The organism is Paenibacillus rigui (assembly GCF_002234615.1).
Classification (GTDB): domain Bacteria; phylum Bacillota; class Bacilli; order Paenibacillales; family NBRC-103111; genus Paenibacillus_S; species Paenibacillus_S rigui.
This window is the reverse complement of sequence record NZ_NMQW01000001.1, coordinates 26,649-43,781: the sequence shown is the minus strand read 5'-3', so window position 1 is coordinate 43,781 and position 17,133 is coordinate 26,649. Positions and strand designations below refer to the sequence as shown.

16 protein-coding genes are annotated in these 17,133 nt (G+C 49.4%); 12 read left to right on the top strand and 4 right to left on the bottom strand.

The features are described 5' to 3' along the window. Positions 1-117 precede the first annotated feature (117 nt). Positions 118-243 carry a YjcZ family sporulation protein gene (locus CF651_RS32705; protein WP_245855569.1) on the top strand — a complete coding sequence of 42 codons (126 nt, stop codon included), beginning with the start codon at positions 118-120 and terminating at the stop codon, positions 241-243. A 124-nt stretch (positions 244-367) separates the two neighbouring features. Here the strand turns inward: CF651_RS32705 and CF651_RS00170 are convergent, their stop codons facing one another. Beyond that, positions 368-1,555, bottom strand: coding sequence for an aminotransferase-like domain-containing protein (locus CF651_RS00170; protein WP_094012818.1), 1,188 nt, complete (start codon positions 1,553-1,555; stop codon positions 368-370). Positions 1,556-1,799: 244 nt separating this feature from the next. Between CF651_RS00170 and leuB the strand changes: the two genes are divergently transcribed. The 5 genes from leuB (at position 1,800) to CF651_RS00145 (ending at position 5,762) form a co-directional block, all read left to right on the top strand. Then, positions 1,800-2,879: a 3-isopropylmalate dehydrogenase gene (gene leuB / locus CF651_RS00165; RefSeq protein ID WP_094012817.1), complete on the top strand. Its 1,080-nt coding sequence runs from the start codon at positions 1,800-1,802 to the stop codon at positions 2,877-2,879. Positions 2,880-3,087: 208 nt separating this feature from the next. Continuing rightward, positions 3,088-3,636 (top strand): peroxiredoxin, encoded by a 549-nt coding sequence (locus CF651_RS00160; protein WP_094012816.1) that lies wholly within the window; start codon positions 3,088-3,090, stop codon positions 3,634-3,636. A gap of 206 nt (positions 3,637-3,842) precedes the next feature. After that, complete coding sequence (gene gcvH / locus CF651_RS00155) at positions 3,843-4,226, top strand: glycine cleavage system protein GcvH (RefSeq protein WP_094012815.1); 384 nt, start codon at positions 3,843-3,845, stop codon at positions 4,224-4,226. Positions 4,227-4,370: 144 nt separating this feature from the next. After that, a complete protein-coding gene (locus CF651_RS00150; protein WP_094012814.1) occupies positions 4,371-5,003 on the top strand; it encodes a YhbD family protein in 633 nt (210 codons plus the stop codon). Positions 5,004-5,033: 30 nt separating this feature from the next. Next, complete coding sequence (locus CF651_RS00145) at positions 5,034-5,762, top strand: bactofilin family protein (protein ID WP_094012813.1); 729 nt, start codon at positions 5,034-5,036, stop codon at positions 5,760-5,762. A gap of 272 nt (positions 5,763-6,034) precedes the next feature. Here CF651_RS00145 and CF651_RS00140 read toward each other — a convergent pair whose 3' ends face one another. Both CF651_RS00140 and CF651_RS00135 read right to left on the bottom strand, forming a co-directional pair. Next, on the bottom strand, positions 6,035-8,002 hold the full coding sequence (locus tag CF651_RS00140; RefSeq protein ID WP_179232625.1) for a glycoside hydrolase family 15 protein: 1,968 nt from the start codon (positions 8,000-8,002) through the stop codon (positions 6,035-6,037). 311 nt (positions 8,003-8,313) lie between these two features. Continuing rightward, entirely contained in the window at positions 8,314-8,523 is a 210-nt protein-coding gene (locus CF651_RS00135; protein WP_094012812.1) for a hypothetical protein, read from the bottom strand. A gap of 354 nt (positions 8,524-8,877) precedes the next feature. On the opposite strand from CF651_RS00135, the gene CF651_RS00130 reads away from it, so the two are divergent. The 4 genes from CF651_RS00130 (at position 8,878) to CF651_RS00115 (ending at position 13,072) form a co-directional block, all read left to right on the top strand. After that, on the top strand, positions 8,878-9,306 hold the full coding sequence (locus tag CF651_RS00130) for a hypothetical protein (RefSeq protein ID WP_094012811.1): 429 nt from the start codon (positions 8,878-8,880) through the stop codon (positions 9,304-9,306). Positions 9,307-9,501: 195 nt separating this feature from the next. Continuing rightward, on the top strand, positions 9,502-10,317 hold the full coding sequence (sigI, locus tag CF651_RS00125; protein WP_094012810.1) for an RNA polymerase sigma factor SigI: 816 nt from the start codon (positions 9,502-9,504) through the stop codon (positions 10,315-10,317). Further along, complete coding sequence (locus tag CF651_RS00120; protein WP_094012809.1) at positions 10,310-11,812, top strand: anti-sigma-I factor RsgI family protein; 1,503 nt, start codon at positions 10,310-10,312, stop codon at positions 11,810-11,812. The genes sigI and CF651_RS00120 overlap by 8 nt, the downstream gene beginning before the upstream one ends. A 240-nt stretch (positions 11,813-12,052) precedes the next feature. Then, complete coding sequence (locus tag CF651_RS00115; protein WP_094012808.1) at positions 12,053-13,072, top strand: aldo/keto reductase; 1,020 nt, start codon at positions 12,053-12,055, stop codon at positions 13,070-13,072. 71 nt (positions 13,073-13,143) lie between these two features. Here CF651_RS00115 and CF651_RS00110 read toward each other — a convergent pair whose 3' ends face one another. Continuing rightward, positions 13,144-13,728 (bottom strand): hypothetical protein, encoded by a 585-nt coding sequence (locus CF651_RS00110; RefSeq protein ID WP_094012807.1) that lies wholly within the window; start codon positions 13,726-13,728, stop codon positions 13,144-13,146. Positions 13,729-13,864: 136 nt separating this feature from the next. Between CF651_RS00110 and CF651_RS00105 the strand changes: the two genes are divergently transcribed. Together CF651_RS00105 and CF651_RS00100 are read left to right on the top strand one after the other, a co-directional pair. After that, a complete protein-coding gene (locus CF651_RS00105) occupies positions 13,865-14,833 on the top strand; it encodes a Gfo/Idh/MocA family protein (protein ID WP_094012806.1) in 969 nt (322 codons plus the stop codon). Positions 14,834-14,873: 40 nt separating this feature from the next. After that, entirely contained in the window at positions 14,874-17,126 is a 2,253-nt protein-coding gene (locus tag CF651_RS00100) for a PAS domain S-box protein (protein ID WP_094012805.1), read from the top strand. Positions 17,127-17,133 lie beyond the last annotated feature (7 nt).

Genomic DNA, 17,133 nt, shown 5'->3' with positions numbered 1-17,133 from the left:
ATCCTTGCCTGACTATTGTCCTTCCTGGCTATATGCCCCTTTCCTATGAATGCCCAATCCTTTCCCGGGAGCAGCACATACCATACAGTAGTTCCTTTGAGAAGGGAGATGAGAGCTATGGGAGGATTTTTAGGAGCAGGAGTAGGCCCAGGTTGCGGAGTTGGCGGCGCTTTTACTAGCACAGGAGTGATCCTGGTTTTGTTCATTTTGTTGGTTATCGTGACGAAAGGCATTTTGTACTAGTCTAACGAAGCCGAGAAGATACGTGAGTCTTAAGAACTTGTTCTTGAGCTACGCTCAACTATACAAGCAGCACAAAAAGAGAGCCCCCGGCAGAGGAGCCGGGGGCTGGATTGCTGTGTACATATTAAAGGGCTTTGCGAATGACGCGGTTCAGCCGCTCAATCCCTTCAACCATTTTATCGTGGTCGGTATGCGTGAAGTTGAGACGCATCGTATTGCGTTCCGGCGCATCCGCGAAGAAGCTGGCTCCCGGGACGAAGGCTACGCCTTCTTGTACCGCTTGCTTGAGCAGCTGCTCGGTGTCGATATGGGCCGGCAGCTCCAGCCATATAAACATGCCGCCTTTCGGCTCGATCCACCGGGTACCCGGCCAATCTTGCTTTTTAAGCAGGTCCACCATCTGATGCATCCGCTTCTCGTACTCGCTTCGTACCAGATCGATGTGTCCATGAAGGTCGAAATGCTGGAACAGCTGGTGCAGCGCCTGCTGGTCCATTGTGCTGGAGTGCAGATCCGCCGCTTGCTTGGCACGGGTCATGTTGCGGATGACGGTGGCGTCTCCGATCGCCCAGCCCGTACGAAGCGCAGGCGCTACGATTTTGGAGAAGGTGCTTGTATACACGACACAGCTTCCGGTAGGATGCTCATCCAAGGAAAAGATGGAAGGGAACGTTTCCCCGTCTCCAAACTTTAATTCTCCGTACGGATCATCCTCAAGAATCAGTACGTTATTACGCTTGCAGATTTCAAGCGTCCCCTTGCGGCGCTCCAGGCTCCACGCTTTGCCTGACGGGTTGGAGAAGGTAGGAATGACATAAATCATCTTCGGATGATGCTGTTTAATTTTGAGCTCCAGGTCGTTCAGATCCATACCATCGGCATCGCAATCAACCGAGATGATGTTCGCTTTATACGATTGGAAAATTTGGATCGCTGCAAGATAGGTAGGACGTTCAACAAGGATCACGTCACCCGGATCGATCATGACACTGGTCAGAAGGTTGATCGCCTGCTGAGATCCAGTAGTAATGAGCATATCGTCCACGCCGACATGTATATTTTTTCGTTCCAAATGCTTGGCGATGCTTTCACGCAGCGGGGTATACCCTTCGGTTAAGCCGTACTGCAGCACCTGCTTGCCTTCGTCAAACACGCGGGAGAACGCGTCTCTCACCGCATCAATAGGGAAATATTGCTCGTTAGGCAGCCCGCCGGCCAAAGAAATAATAGATTTGCCCTGGGTCAGCTTCAGTATTTCCCGAACTGCCGAGGATTTGAAGCTATCCATCGTACTGGAGAATCGATAATCCATACATAAGCTCCTTTATCGGTCCTTATCGCATAAGGGGGAATTGAATTCACATAAGGCTTATTTTAATCCTTTAAATCCGATAAAACAACCTTCTTCGACACGATTTCAAACTTCGATGCCTAAGACTGCTCCAAGCATTGTTATAGTTAATACCTATGATGATGATAGATTTTATATCTTTGTCATTACGGGACAAATATGGTACAAAGGAGATAATACTATTTTTAGGAGTGAATGAAACGACATGGCAGATGTGAAAAAAATTGCAGTTATCGCTGGTGACGGGATCGGTCCAGAAGTCATTGCTGAAGCGGAGAAGGTTTTGAAAAAGACAGAAGAGGTATTCGGTTACCGGTTCGAGACGGAGCACGGTTTGTTCGGCGGTATTGCCATCGACCAAAAAGGAACACCGCTTCCTCAAGATACATTGGATATGTGTAAAAATTCCGACGCGGTGCTGCTCGGTGCCGTTGGCGGTCCGAAATGGGATAACAATCCGAAGGAGCTTCGTCCGGAAACAGGCTTGCTCGGCATTCGTAAAGCATTGGGCTTGTTCTCCAACATTCGTCCTGCGGTTATTTTTGACTGTCTGAAAGACGCTTCCACGTTGAAGCCGGAAGTGCTGGAAGGCACGGACCTGATCGTGGTTCGTGAATTGACAGGCGGCATTTACTTCGGTGAGAAATTCCGCCGCGAGGGTGCAAACGGAGAAGAAGCCGTAGACACTTGCGTATACAACGTACAAGAAGTGGAGCGCATCGTCCGTCAAGCTTTTGAAATCGCTCAAACCCGCAGCAAGCGTCTTGCTTCTGTAGACAAAGCGAACGTATTGGAAACATCCCGTTTGTGGAGAGAAACAGTAAACCGTATTGCTCCGGACTATCCGGATGTCGAGCTTGAGCACGTACTGGTAGACAACTGCGCAATGCAATTACTGCGCCGTCCATCCAGCTTCGACGTTATCGTCACCGAGAACATGTTCGGCGATATCCTAAGCGACGAAGCGGCTATGCTGACAGGCTCCATCGGTATGCTGTCCTCTGCTTCCCTGGGCGAAGGCGCATTCGGCTTGTACGAGCCGGTACACGGCTCTGCACCTGACATTGCAGGCCAAGGCATTGCGAACCCTATCGCTACCGTTCTTTCCGTTGCGTTGATGTTCCGCCTCACATTCGGCTATCACGATGCGGCTGAAGCGATCGAGCGTGCGGTGAAAGAAGTGCTGGATGCAGGTCACCGTACAGGCGATATTGCCGTTGATAAGAGCAAAGCGATCGGTACGACTGCAATGGGCGATTTGATCGTGAACGCTATCCGTAAATAAGCAAGGCATCAAGTGAAGACTCTTTACATCCTTAATCGGATGATTAAGGGTCTTCATTGTTTATGGAGCTAACAAGCTCATTTATGACATGAAATTGTCTAGATTATAATAATTATAAATTAATAATAATTTTAATCTTGACTTTGAAAGTACCGGATGGTACCATTCTAATTGAGAATTCTACTCAATTAAAGGAGGAAATAAGCAGATGGCAGAACGTTTGGTAGGTAAACAGGCTCCAGATTTCACAATGGAAACAGCAGCAGGTAACGGTGCAGACTTCGGCAAAGTATCTTTGTCCGACTACAAAGGCAAGTGGTTGGTACTGTTCTTCTATCCGCTTGATTTCACTTTTGTATGCCCGACTGAAATCACCGCTTTGAGCGATAACTATGATGAGTTCAAGAAATTGAACACGGAAGTGTTGGGTGTGTCCACAGACAGCATTCACTCCCACCGCGCTTGGATCAACACTCCAAAAGACAGCAATGGCTTGGGTCAGTTGAACTTCCCATTGGCTGCTGACTTGACTAAGAAAGTAGCTCGCGATTACGGCGTATTGATCGAAGAAGAAGGTATCGCGCTTCGCGGTCTGTTCATTATCAATCCAGAAGGCGAATTGAAATACCAGGTTGTGAACCACAACGATGTAGGCCGCAGCGTAGAAGAAACTTTCCGCGTGCTGGAAGCATTGCAATCCGGCGGTTTGTGCCCAATGAACTGGAAAAAAGGCGACAAGCACCTGGTAGCGAAGTAAGCTCATCTTCCTGGACTTGTGCATAAGCATTTCCATATTTCAAAAAATCCCTCCGGTCTGCTATACTGCAGCTAGAGGGATTTTTTTTGTCTGGGATAGAGGCAGAAGAGGTATGAACCGTGAAACAAGGCACGTGTGCTCGCCTTAATGTAAATGGAGCCCTAGTGATTTACTCACTTTTGGGGGATATGTCAGGAGGACAATCAGTGGAAGTATTAAAGAATCTAAAGTATAGCGAGAACCATGAGTGGGTGCGGATGGAAGGGGGCCGGGCGGTCATCGGCATGACGGATTTCGCCCAGGAGGAGCTGGGCACGATCGTGTTTGTCGAGCTGCCGCAGGTGGGGGACCATCTCACTGCAGGCGAGCCGTTCGGCAGCATGGAATCGGTGAAAACCGTGTCCGAGATGTACGCTCCGGTATCAGGGAAAGTGACGGCCGTGAATGCCAAGCTGTTGGACAATCCGGGTGCGATCAACCTTTCGCCGTATGAGCATGGTTGGATGATCATCCTGGAGCCGGATAATGCGACGGAGCTTGATGAGCTGTGGGACGCCGACCGATACCAGGATACATACGGGCACGAATAAACCAAATAACCGTTCAGAGGTCCCGGCCGGAGAAGCGGTGAACTTTAAAGTTCCGCTAAATGATATGGCGGGGCTTTTTTTTACCCATTTACAACGTAACAATGTTATGTTACGATAATTGTAGTAAGGAGGTGCTATCTGGTCATGAACGATCAAGATTTAATTTCCAAAAAGGATTTGCTGGAGCTTACAGGCATTTCATACGGGCAGCTGTACCGCTGGAAACGGAAAAACCTCATCCCGGAGGACTGGTTTATTCGTAAATCGACCTTCACGGGACAGGAGACCTTTTTCCCGAGGCAAAGCATTTTGTCGCGAATCGATAAGATCGTCCATATGAAAGACGATTTATCCTTGGATGAATTGGCCGATGTCTTCTCGCCGAATGTGAACGACCTTATGTTAACGAGCTTGCAAATCAAAGAACGTAACATTGTTTCGGTAGAGGCGATTGGATTTTATATGGAGCAGCAGGGCGCCAGCGGCACGTACAGCTTTCAGGCAATCCTGAGTATGTATATCCTTGATAAACTGCTGCAAACTGGGGAGATGACACTGGATGAAGGGAAGGGGCTGCTCCAAACACTTCACGATCATTATCCGAAGGTGCAGGGAAAACCATGCCGAATCGTTTTTTTTCGGAAAATGGGAGCCTCCGGCTTTGTTCTGGTATCGAACCCGAGCGAGCTGTTTTTTGAATCCAGAATTCGTGTGGTGGTGTCGATTTCGATTGCGGAATGCGTAGAGCAGCTGAACATGAAGCTGACCTCTTCATGAAGCGAATCAACCAAGTGGAGGGATATTGGGATGGAACAAGAACCAAAGCGTGATCAGATTATTAACGGACACGGGACTTCCTCGGGCGGCTCCTTTCGTCATGTGAAAATCAATGGAGCCGGCACCCTGCATGGGGATGTGGAATGCGCGCTGCTGCACATTAACGGCCAGGGTGAAATTGAGGGAGGCTTGAAGGCGGACGCTGTGGAGATCAACGGCTCTGGTCACATCCGCGGGCCGGTTCATGCAGGTAAGATGAGAGTGAATGGTGAAGGTACGTTCGATGGGAAATTTACCTGTAATGAGCTCAAGCTGAAGGGCAGCGTCAACATTCATGGCAATGCGGCATGTGACACGATTCGTTTGGAGGGCGGCGCGACGATTGAAGGTGACTGTGAAGCCGAAACGTTCCATGCCAAGGGCGGATTTCAAATCGATGGGCTGCTGAATGCGGGGTTCATCGATATTACGATGTTCTTCTCCTGCCGGGCCAAAGAAATAGGCGGGGAGAAAATTGAGGTGCGTGCCAAAAGCGGGCTTTCTACGCTGTTGAATCCGTTTCTGCCTCAATTTGCGGCAAAGCATCTGCATGCGGAGATCATCGAGGGCGACGAAATTGTGCTGGAGCATACGACGGCCAAGGTCGTCCGGGGCAATCGGGTAACGATTGGTCCAGGCTGTGATATTGAGCTTGTGGAATACAAGCAATCGTTCGTACCGGATAAAGGCGCTAAGATACAGGACAGCCGGCAGCTATAGCCGGAACGGCGCTGTTCTAAGCTCTCCGTTCGAATCCAAGAGGAAACGGCACGTCGTTTGCGCTCCGCGTGAAAAAGACGCCTCCAAACCGCTTTGCGTGGGATGGAGGCGTCTTCTTCGAGCGATATAAAACCTACCGCTGAACGCGGTCGCTCATCTTTGAAAGGGCTTGACAGCCTTGACAAACGCATGCCACCTGGAAAGATGGCGAAGCCGTTTATCCTTGCGTGCCCTGTCGGACAGCGATGCTTTGTATGCTTACTAGCCCTGGCTTATTTATTGCCTTGGAGCTTTTTGAATTTCTCCGTATACTTAACTACGGTCAGCACATAAGTGGCATGCGACCAGGTCAGCGGGGCTACAGATACCGGCCCGCCGTCGAACGGATCGAGCTGCTCCGGCAGAACGCCGCTCTCCATGGCGTGCTTCACGACCCATTCGAGCGTACGGCGAGGTGTTTCGAGATCCGCCAGCGTCTTCGCACACTCGATTTCCCACTCGGCAATCCACAGGGTACAGATGATCCAGGGATTGCCCGGCACGTTCTCGATATCAGAGGAGCGTTGGAAGTAGTAGTCGTGATAATAACGCGCAACGCCGCCAACGTCGGTCTTGATGGTGAGCCGTTCTTTGTTCGCCCGCATCGTGCTGACGACCCGCTCGTCATCGGCAGGCAGCACGCCGAATTCGAAAATACCGTAGACGCTGCTTTCATAGGTGCGATCCTTAACCCACTGGCCATTCTCCAGATAGAGGCCGCGGACAAAGCGCTTCTCCTCTTCATCCCACAAATGCTTCAGCATGCCGGATTTGATTCGCTCGGCCGTATGGCGGTACCGGCTGCTGCGCTCCTCATCCCCGAACAAGTTACAGAAGTTGGCCGCCGCAATCAAACCGCCGTACACGGCCGAGGCGGTGAAGGTGAAGATGCCGTAACGCTCCTCCCACAAGTCATAGCTTGGCTTAGGCAGGTTCAGCTCCTGATCGATGTAGCTCGACATGAACCGGGCGGAGCCGCGGATCAGCTTGCGATACAAGGCTTGAGGAAGCTCGATGACGGAGTGCTTCTGAAAATCCTGCCACAGGGCGAACAGCACGAGAGCGGTTTCGTCCTCCTGGATCGGAAGCTGCGTTTTCCCTGCATGGATGTAAGGATGCCAGCTGGAGCCGACCGTTCCGTCAGGGTTATACTTGTGATGCAAGTAGCCTTCGGGCGATAACACATTGGCACAAAAATGGAAAAACGGTGTAATCATTCCCTGGTACCCGGCCATGGACATCGCATAGGCGATCAATGCGCCGTCACGCGGCCACATGTAGCTGTAATGGTCGCGGTTGCTCTGCATAATGTCGGAATCATTCGCCGCGATTATCGCCCCGTTCACATCCGTCTGGGTGCGAACGATCAGCAGGCTGTGCTTATACATGCGAATGACGTCGGGATTCAAATCTCCATATTCCCGTTCCGATTTATTTACCCAACGCTGCCAGTACACTTTAACACGGTCGAGCAGCTTCCCAGGATGGCTGTCTTTGACGTATGCATCAAGCTTTTTGACTTCCTCGAGGTTTTTACCTGCGGTCATCCAATAATACATCGTTTCATCCGAATTCGGGGGGACGTGCAGCCGGAAGCTGATCGTGCTGTCGACGGAGCCTTGGGCGATGGCGTTGCCCATCAAATGGCCGTCCTCTGCATCGCGCCAGGTGCCTTCCGCATTATAAAACCGTTTGACACCGGTTGTATACTGATATACGCCTTCAGGGCCGGTACTGCCGCTGAACATGAAATATTTATCTTTTTTATAATGAAACACCGTATTATTGACAGGATAATAGGCTGCCGTATCGCCAACCTCTGTTTCATTAATGACAAGATCCTGGTTGAAGAATACCCGGACCTCGCGTACGGTGTCCCATTGATTGTGAATTTGAACGCGCTTCAAGTAAATGTCTTCCCGCTGGTGCACGCCATCGTTAATGAGCAGCGTGATTCCGAGACGAGGGTGCGTTGCGGTGACTTCAGTAATAAGAGAATCCTCTACATAAGAAAGCTGGAAATCCCATTCCGGATCGCTCAGCCACGAGAAAGCGCCGTCTACCCATAACCCCACTCTGCATTGATATCCACCGACGTGGTTTAATTGCCCTACATAAGGATAATATAAATCTCGCATGTACGTGTGACGGTCTAGGTTGATCAAAAACTTCCCGTTTCCGATGACTAAGTGTCTTGGCAATCGAACCACATCCTTTATATCTGGGAGTGTATCATATCTTTCATTCAGAGTACCTTTTTCTTCCTGGACGGTCAATCCCACCCGAAGCTATGAAAACGGATACTACGGCTCTTTTTGAAAATTTTTTCATAAAATAACGGTTCTTTAAAACCGCCGAAGCCGATTATCCTCGTGAATTCAAATGATAGTCTATGATTCTACTATTGCCTCTTTTGCGAGAACTATACTATCGAGAGGTTATAAAAAATAAAATCTCCACCCGAAAGCGGAGATGGTGGGCCGCAGCAGCCGGCCTTTTGGCGTTATAGGGTTTAAGCTTGCTGAGCGGTCTGGGGGCGATGGGTCCAATGCATAATCAAGTCGTAGGGATTATCCGATTGCAGCAGCCTCTGCACCTGATCCTGGTTGATACCATTACATACCTGGGTTTGCCCCGTATGGTATTGAATGTGGATTTCGGAGGATTGGTCGTCATAGCGTACGAAGGAAATTTGCTTGCAGCCGATCGGAATATACTTCATTGGGATACCCTCTCCCTTCAAAATCGTCTTTTCATTTCAACTTATGCGTGGAAAAAGCAAATTAGACGTTGGCCCATCATAAATGAGGGCTGTAGATTCATACAGTGGAATAATCGGGTAACGAATGATAGCTGCAAGTAATACATAGCAGGGGGACTAACCCGACTGAGTAGTGGAGGAAACATTTAACAGTGGCCGTTCTTGTCAAAAAAAGAGGATTTTGCCCTGGTAAGGTCGAATATCTACGGAATCGGTTTTTTAGCAAGCCGCGGAGCCGCTGTTTCCAATGAAGCTGCTTAAGCAGCGGGGTGGGAGTAAGCAGTGAAGCCGGTTATCCTTGAGGAGGCGTGGTTGATGAGTTTTTGCTGTGGCGCCAGTATGATTGGAACTAAAGGAACCTTAAAACATATACGAACCCAGATTCATAATGTGCCCATCGTTTTTTGTCCGGTATGTCACCGGGTGGAGGTACATCATCTGGTCGAGAACGAATACGATATCCTGGCCGAATATGCGCACGGTGACGGCGCTATGGAGGTTGATTTTCAAGAATATGTAGAGAACCGGAGCGAAGCGGAATTATATGAGAACTGTGTAAACCACGAGGACGAAGATCCTCTTGAGGTGGTACGCAGCCAAATAGACATGTCGTTGGATCTGTTGATGGTAGCCAAGACATGGGGCGATGTCGAGTGGGAAGAGCAGCTGAAACGAAGGCTGAATATCTTAAGCCAGCGCAAGAGCAAGTTGAAGAACAAGAAAACGATGCGTGGCTTGACATAATGGTACATGACGACGTCTCTACTCCAGGGGCGTCGTTTCTTTATTGAAGCGGGTGGACGGGATTCCAGCAATAACCTGTGATATAATGTGGAAGGTAACGCATGCCCTCTCCAAAAGACGGCGAAGACGTTTAGACGATGTACCCCCGTAACCAACACCGTGACAGCGAAAATTTATAAGTGTGAGGTGGAAAGATTGCTGCTCGTTTTATTTAAGAAATTTCTTGGAAAACGTCAGACTCCCCACCCTGAAATATCGGATTCACAAACACCGGAGCAAGTCGTGATTCGGATTCAAGAGGGTGATTTACGCCTGCGCAACCAGTTTATTACGGATTACCAGCCGTATGTTGCGAAGGTCGCAAGCCGATTTTGCAAAAGATATGTGGACCCGGCAAGAGATGATGAATTTAGTATTGCTTTAGGCGCGTTTAACGAAGCGATTAACCAGTTCTCCCCGCAGGCGGGCCGATCGTTTCTAGGCTTTGCCGAGCAGGTGATGCGGCGCCGTCTGATCGATTATGTCCGTAAGGAGCAGCGCTTCTCGCAGCAGATTCCTTACAGCCAGTTCGATGTGGAGGACGAGGAAGATAACATCGTCAATCCGGTGGAAATTCACCAAGCGATTGAGCAGTACGAAAAGCAGAAAGGAATGGAGGAGCGGCGGAGCGAAATTATTGAATTGAACCGTTGTTTGGCTGATTTTGGTATCCAGTTTTCAGATTTGGTGGACGGTTCCCCGAAGCATGACGATTCACGACAAGCGTTATTTGTAATCGGGAAGAAGCTGTCTGCCGACTATAATTTGATGCGGATCATGTTGACGAAACGTATGCTGCCGATCAAGGAGCTGCTCGACATGGTGAAGGTATCCCGGAAGACGCTGGAAAGAAACCGTAAGTTTATTATTGCTGTCGCTTTAATATATAACGGGCCTTATCCTTATCTTCGTGATTATCTCTATATTAAGGATGAAGAAGAACCGACGGAGGGGAGGGAAGTAAATGAATAAAGGCATCGTCATGGAGATGACGGACAAAAGTATCATCGTTATGCGTCAGGACGGCAAATTTGACCGGATTTCCCGCAAAAACCGATCCTGTGAGATCGGAGAGGAAATCATCTACGCTGACACTGGCGTCAATTGGCGCAGTCCGTCTGTAGCCGGCCGTTCAGCATTGGTTGCTGCGGTCGTGTTCTGCCTGGTCGTATTCGCCAGCTTCGCCGGCAAAATGGGCAGCTCCGAAGTCGTTGCCTATGTGTCACTGGACATTAATCCATCTGTTGAGATGGGGATTGATGAAAAGGAGCAAGTGCTCGAGCTTCGCGGCCTGAATGATGACGGCTCAGAGTTGATTCAAGCAATCAACTATAAGGGAAAATCAATGGAATCTGTAACTGCTTCCCTGTTGGATAAGGCGGAGCAGAAGTCTCTCGCGCGGGGCGAGGCGGATATTGTTATCGCGAGCTCTGTCGTAAAAGCACAGGCCAAGCTGAGTGATGAGCAAATCGCCGAGAAGCTTCGACAGCAGGTGACAGACCACATTAAGACGACACATCCGAATCAAGTGAGTGCTTATCAGGTGGAAGCTTTTGCAGCGCCGCAAGAGATTCGTGACGAAGCTAGTAAATCCGGCGTTTCGATGGGGAAATATTCGGTTTACTTGAATGCAAAAAGCAATGGGATCCCTGTAACGATTGACGATCTGAAGAAAGAATCGGTCCATCAATTGGTGAAGGACAATAGTGATGCTAAGGATGCCATAGCGCAGCCGAACAAGATGCCGACCAAAGATGCATTTAAAAAGCTGGTAGAGGAAGAAAAATCGGGAGAGCTTGACAAGAAGCTAGAGGAGAAGAAAAAGGAAAAATCTAACAAAGACAATAGCAAGGGGAACAGCAATACCAAGAACGATCAGAAGAAGCCTGGCTCCGGAAACACCGGCAGCTCAGGCAGCAATAATTCATCTACTAATTCTTCCAAAGATAAAGATAAGAAGGATGATAACAAAAAAGACGACGATAAAAGAGACGATAACAAAAAAGATGATAACAAGAAGGATGACGATAATAAAAAGCCTTCTGTTCCGTCCAAGCCGAATACGTCCTCATCAGGGAGCAATAAGCCGGGAGCCATTACGCCCGGCACACGTCCCGTTGGGGATAAGAACGATGATTCAAATGATGACAACAAGAAGGATGACAACAAGAAGGACGACAGCAATAAAGATGATGGCAAGAAAGACGACAACAAAAAGAATGACAGCAAGAATGATAATAAAAATGACAATAAAAATGACAATAAAAATGACAACAGCAAGAAAGATGACAACAGGAAAAATGACACCAAGGATGACAAGCGTGTAGACGATAATAAGAAAGATAATCAGAATAAAGACAATGACCGCAAAAAAGAGCAGGAAAAGGACAAAAAGTCCGATGATCGCAAAAAGGATGAGGCGGTTCTGGATCAGGTTACATATCCCAGGGTTTCGACGGATGCGTAGTGGAACGAATGAGTAACGAGGGTTTGGTATGTATTCATTTCACTTGAAGCGTTTGTTGAAAGGAAACAACTGGGCTTTAGCGGGTGTAAAAATGCAGCGCGGCGGCCATCATGGGCTGCCGTGTTTTTTTTGCGCAAAATTTAAACGCTGTCATGACGGAGGGGTACAGATGTGATAAAATAGTGAATTGTGGAGAGGGAAAGTAGGAATTAAAAACTACACGAATAGGGGAAAAGAACCATGAGATATAGTATGTTTGGTCAAACCGGGCACCGGGTGTCCGCACTAGGCTTTGGGGCTATGAATTTGCCGGGCGTCCCGTTCGAACAAGCGGATGCGGCTTTGAACTATGCTTTGGATCATGGAATTAATTATATTGATACGGCGGCAGGCTACCGCAACAGCGAAGAAATTATCGGGCAGAGCATCTCGCATCGCCGGTCGGAATATTTTCTCGCGACGAAGACGAACAAGAGGGATTATGCCTCGGCCAAGGAAGAAATCGAACGCAGTCTGGTGCGGATGAAAACGGATGTTATCGACTTGCTGCAAATACACTACGTAAACTATGTCGATGATTATAAGGCAGCCATGGCGGAGAATGGGGCTTATCAGGCGGCACTTGAGATGAAAGCTGCAGGAAAGGTTCGTTTTATCGGCATCACGGGACATCGTCCCGAGCTGTTGACCAAGTGGGTTGCCAAGGGACAGTTCGATCAAGTGTTATTTCATTTGAATCTGGCACAGCCGTTTGCTCTGGATGAATTGATTCCGACCTTAACGAAAATGGGCATGGGCAAAGTCGCCATGAAGCCGTTGTCCGGAGGGTTTATTCAGCCGGTAGAGAAAGCGATCCGTTATCCGTATAGCCAGGATGTGAATGTGATCATCTCGGGAATGGTCAGCGTGGATGAAGTGAAGCAAAACTTGGCCGCAATGGAGCTTGAGGTCGAAGCGGAGGAACGCCAGGAGCTGGAGCAGCTCGCTCAGCAGCTGGGGGCGCATAACTGCAGACGCTGCAATTATTGCTCCTGTCCGATCGGTGTAACGATACCGGATATTATGATCTCCAGCCAGATTCGCAATACGTTCGGCTTGCTGCCCAAGGGCTTGGGATTTTATGAGAAGCAGAAGGAGAGCATCATGTCCTGTGCGGACTACGAGCCCTGTAAAGAGAAACCGCTGTGCGAGCAGAAATGCCCTTACCACTTGCCGATGCAAAAGGTCGTTCAGGAGACGGCGGTTTCGTATTACAAATAAGCTGCACATAGAAAACCGCCTTCACGTCAATGTGCAAGGCGGTTGGGCTGCTGCTAGAGTGTCATAAGATCTCAGGCGGAAATGCTTTTGCTCTTACTTTTGTTCTTAGCAAGGGGAGCAGTTGTGGTAGAACCCATCATCTGCAGGGCGATATCTTCCAAATCCTGTACCTGCATCACGAAGCGGGTTACCTCATCCGTTGTGTAGGACAGATTAGCCAATCGTTGAGTGAGCTGCTCCAGGTCGATTCCGACCCACCCTGTTTTCTTGGGATGGGGCGACAAGTCGAACGCGAGCACGGAAACGGAAGCTTCCGTATCTGTCGAAGAAGCACTTGCGGCCGGGACATCGGTTATTATATCGTTCAGATGGAAGTACAGCTTGCTGCATTCCCAACGGACGAAATCAGGCTCGAACGAAAGAATCATCAGCGGCTCGCCGCTGCCTGTTTGCTGAACCAGCTTGAACTTATCGCGATCTTTGTCGGAGCGGATAAATTGATTTTGCTTGATGTCAGGCAGTACATAAAAGATGACGATTGGAATACCGCTGGCCGCATACAAAAATAGCTCGGATTGCAGAGCGATCGCTGCAGCGATCAAGCCCGCGAAAACGACAATGGAGCTGAACAAGATCCAGTAATGTTTTTTGAACATGAAGGCTGTCCCCCAGATGGAAAGCAAATTGATAAAACGATCAATATTCCTATTCTACCATAAGCGCAACAGCATATTAAAGAGATTTGTCGATTTAAGGCATGTCAATTTTTTGTAAGGGTGGGTCAAAGGGCATATGAAAAAGAGAGTAGGACTTATCGGACTGGGAGATATCGCGCAAAAAGTATACCTGCCGCTTCTATCGGCGGACCCGCAGGTGGAGCTGGCTGCAGTAAGCAGCCGTACGGCATCAACCGTAGAACGGATTGCCGATCAATACCGTATTCAGGGACGGTATCCTTCCCTTGAGGCCATGCTGGAATCGAAGCTGGACGCTGTGTTTATCCATAGCCCGACAGAAACCCATTACGATCTCGTTATGACGTGCTTGCGTCAGGGGACAGCGGTGTATGTAGACAAGCCGTTATCCTACAATTACTCGGAAGCTGTCCGAATGGCAGAGTTCGCTCTTGAGCAGGGCCTTCTGCTTGGTGTCGGCTTTAACCGACGATTTGCACCGATGTACATACAAGCCAAGGCATGGCTCGAGGAAGCAGGCGGGTTTGAGCAATGCACGGTGCTTAAGCACCGGACCAAGCTGCAGCAGCACAGCGCGAAGCATACGCTTTACGATGATTTGATTCACATGCTGGATCTTTTGCTATGGCTGGGTGGTGAACATTACGAGCAATTGCAGTATCACCAGAGCACGAATGAGGAAGACCAGTTGTTATTGGGGACGGGGAGTCTGGTATTCGGTCAACCTGCGGAGGAGGGCGCTTTTGGTGTCCGCTTTGGCCAATTCAGTATGGCCCGCAGGACAGGGAGCGATCTGGAGAAGCTCGAGCTGTATGGAAATTACCGGACGGCTGAGGTTGTCAATATGGAATCCGCCGTATGGTCCGAGCAGGGAGCCGAGCCGCGGGCTGGAGCATTCGGAAGCTGGGACACGATTCTTCATCGGCGCGGATTTGCAGGGGCGGTGCAGCATTTTCTTCAGTGCTTGGATGATCAGGACAGGTGCCTACTTCGTGCCGATCGGGTGCTGCCATCACATGAGCTGGTAGAGCGGCTTGCAAGCAAGGCTGGCAGACGCCAAGAATGAAGCCGCTAGCCTTGGAGGGCTAAAGAGGAAGATTTTGCACATGACCAAAGGAGGCTTTCGAAGCTTGATTCCGTCGGACACAGATTTTCGCATCCATTATGAACAGGCCTTTTGGCAAGCTCCTATCGGGGTGGCCTTAGCCGCAATAGACGGGCAGTGGAAGCAGGTAAATCCTGCCCTATGTCGATTGTTAGGCTATGAGGAAGCCGCATTGGTCAGCTTGAAGACGCCTTTCCTTGTGCACCCTGACGACAGGGAAAAAGCCTGCAGCTATGTAAAGCACATAGTCGAGGGATCCGTCGATTCGGTAAGCCCAGATTTCTCGGCGGAAATCAGATATATTCGTAAATCAGGTGAGATCGTGTGGGTTGCTTTGTGGGGTTCGCCTTTGTTCAGCGCAGATGGGCAGATCGCCTGTGTGAGTCTGCATTTCATGGATATTACCGGGCGGAAGCTGGCCGAGGCAGAGCGGATTCATAAGGATATGAGGCAGAGACTGATTCTCGAGAACGCCATTGATATCTTTACTTACAGCGATGCGAACGGAATTTGTGAATATGTGTCCCCGTCCATAGTAAACGTGTTGGGCTATCAGCCTGAGGAGCTCATCGGCCGTCATCTGCTCGAGATTTTTCATCCCGACGATGTAGAGCCGATTGGCGTTCGCGAATTCGCGGATTCAGATAAGTTTTGCTGTCGTATACGGCATAAGGCTGGGCATTACGTATGGTTCGAAACGACCCTGAAGCTGCTTCGTAACGAACAAGGGGAGCTGCAAACGATTATTGGGGTAGGCCGGGATATTACGGAACGGACATTGACCGAGCAAGCCTTATTGGACAGTGAGAAGAAATTGGCCGAAGCGCAAAAGATTGCATGTATCGGCAGCTGGGAGTGGGATATACAAGAGGGTGAAACGATTTGGTCGGAACAGCTTCTTCGTATTTTTGACGTGCGTGACCCCGGAAAGCTTTCCAACAAGCAGAAGCTGCTCCCGGAGCTCGTCCATCCCGAGGACAAAGAGCTGCTAGACGGCTCCATACATAAGGCGCTAAACGGTGAGTCTTTAAATGTGGAATGCAGGATTATCACATTCGAAGACCAGCTGAAGCATGTACATATTCAAGGCTTACTCTTGCTCGACGAGAATGGAAATCCTGACAAGATGCTGGGCACGCTGCAGGACATTACGGAACGTAAAAAAATACTGCAGCAGCTCGAAGAGGCGGTAGATCGCTATGCGTCGCTGAAAAATTACAGTCCCGATGCAATTATCTCGCTGGATATGGAAGGCTATATTATTTCAGCGAATCCGGCTACGGAAAGAATCTCCGGTTATTGCGCGGAGGAGCTTCGAGGGATTCATTTTACCGGGCTGGTCCCCCCTGATGAGCTGGGGAGTGCCGAGGAGCGAATCCGGTTTATTTTACAAGGCGGGCCAAATCATTGTTATGAGATGCGAATCCGTCATAAGGATGGATCGGATATCGATCTGGTTCTTACACCAGCTCCTATTATCATCCGTCAGGAATTGAAGGGCTGCTATGTATTGATTAAGGATGTGACGGAGCAAAAGAGGAAGGATGAATTTCTGCGCAATTCGGAAAAGCTGTCCGTTGTCGGCCAATTAGCAGCCGGTGTGGCTCATGAGATTCGGAACCCCCTTACAGCGTTGAAAGGCTTCATTCAGCTGATGATAAACTCCGAAGAACCCAGCCCTAAATATTTGGCCATTATGAAGGAAGAGCTGGAGCGCATTGAGCTGATTGTGAGTGAGCTGCTAATGCTCTCCAAGCCGCAGACGATTCACCTTCGTCCTGTCGATATGCAGGAAATGATCGAGGAGGTTTCGGCACTGATCAGCGCGCAGGCGGTCATGAAAAATATTGCCATCGACCTGCATTCGCAGGCAGCCTGCCCGTTGATTTATTGCGATCCGAACCAGATCAAGCAGGTGATGATCAACTTTTTGAAAAATGCGATTGAAGCTATGACGTCGGAAGGCAGTATTGAGGTGGGGCTTACGACAGATAAGTACACAGAACAAGTCGTACTGCGGATTACCGATCAAGGCTGTGGCATTCCTGAAGATCAGTTAAAACGATTAGGCGAGCCGTTCTTTACTACGAAAGAGGGAGGAACGGGGCTTGGACTGATGGTCAGCCGAAGAATTATCGAGCAGCATGGCGGTAAGCTAACGATCACCAGCACCGTTCATGTCGGCACGACGGTTGAGGTTCGGTTTCCGCTGATGAAGGAAGGATTGGTAGAACATGCCGCTGTAGGGATATAATAAGGGA